This window comes from Arthrobacter sp. JCM 19049 (assembly GCF_001310435.1).
In genome coordinates this window covers 1-1177 of record NZ_BAXF01000592.1, presented here as the reverse complement: position 1 = coordinate 1177, position 1177 = coordinate 1, and the positions used below count along the sequence as shown (strand labels likewise).

Annotated in this window: 1 protein-coding gene and 1 pseudogene; one reads left to right on the top strand and one right to left on the bottom strand. The window is 69.1% G+C overall.

Annotation, left to right across the window (positions count from 1 at the left end):
* Nucleotides 1-259: 259 nt before the first annotated feature.
* A complete protein-coding gene (locus JCM19049_RS14765) occupies nt 260-667 on the bottom strand; it encodes a sterol carrier family protein (protein WP_054821947.1) in 408 nt (135 codons plus the stop codon).
* Nucleotides 668-809: 142 nt separating this feature from the next.
* Between JCM19049_RS14765 and JCM19049_RS14760 the strand changes: the two are divergent.
* Nucleotides 810-1177: pseudogene (locus JCM19049_RS14760) on the top strand (phosphoribosylamine--glycine ligase); the annotation flags it as partial.

The following is a 1177-nucleotide window of genomic DNA, read 5'->3' as shown; positions in this document are numbered from 1 at the left end:
CCAGCACCAGGTAGACAACGGCGGCCACGGCCAAGCCGATGGCGGCACAGAAGGCGGCGAAGAAACCGACGGTGGCGGCTACGGTGTAGTTCGGGGAGGGTTCTCCCAGCAGGGCGATGATGGTGCCGGCCAGGCGCCGGCGACCCCGCCGGTGGCGAGGATCGGCCACAACTTGGGGGAGGACTTCACTTCGACTTCAAAGGACTTCCCCGGGCGCTGCGCCGAGCCGTGGGGACGAGAGGGGTTTTGCTCCATGCCCTTAAGCGTACTCAAAGAGCGGTAGATGCGCAGACAGGTCCGCGCGCAGCCCGGAAGCCTCCACCCGGGCGTCGGCCACCGCCTGCTGCCAGGAAAGCCGCCCCGTGACTAGGGATAGGAACGCCTCGGCGTTCATTTGCACCACATTCGGGGGAGTGCCGCGGGTGTGTCGGGGGCCGGGGATGCATTGGGTCACACCAAAGGGCGGAACCCGCACTTCCACCGAGTTCCCCTCCGCCCGGCTGGCCAGTTCCTCCAGCGCAAAGCGCACCGCCATTGCCCGGACCAGGCGGGGCAGCGGGGGCTGCTGTGTGGTCTGGGCGGCATCCGTCGCAACCGGCTGGGCCGCCACCCACTGGTTCAGCGCCTGCCTGCCGTTGACCGGATCTATTCTGCGCTTGATGGCCATCTGCCGCCTTTCGCCCTGCCCTCCACTGCGCCGCGGGCCGCCGCCCGCCGCGCAGAGCCAAGTCTAGCGCCGCGATCGGCCGGTTTCATCAGCGGGTCACACACCCCCGGCGGCGATGCCCCGTCCGGTAAACTCTAGGCCTGTGAAGGTACTGGTTATTGGCCCCGGCGGCCGTGAACATGCAATTGTCCGTGCACTGAACGAAGACCCCTACGTTGAACAGGTGCATTGCGCCCCCGGCAACGCCGGCATTGCCGGTGAGGTGCCGGTGCACGCCATCGACGCCCAGGACCCGGAAGCGGTCCTGGCTCTGGCCCGGGAACTGGCCAGCGACCTGGTGGTGATCGGTCCAGAGGCCCCACTGGCCGCAGGGGTGGCCGATGTGCTCACCGAGGCCGGGATCCCGGTCTTTGGCCCCAGCCGGGCCGCCGCCCAGCTGGAGGCTCCAAGGCCTTCGCCAAGGACGTGATGGCCGAGGCCGAGGTGCCCACCGCAATGGCGCGGGTGGCC

Excerpts from the sequence above, each read along its gene's own strand:
- JCM19049_RS14765 (WP_054821947.1), bottom strand. The coding sequence starts at position 667 with ATGGCCATCAAGCGCAGAATAGATCCGGTCAACGGCAGGCAGGCGCTG.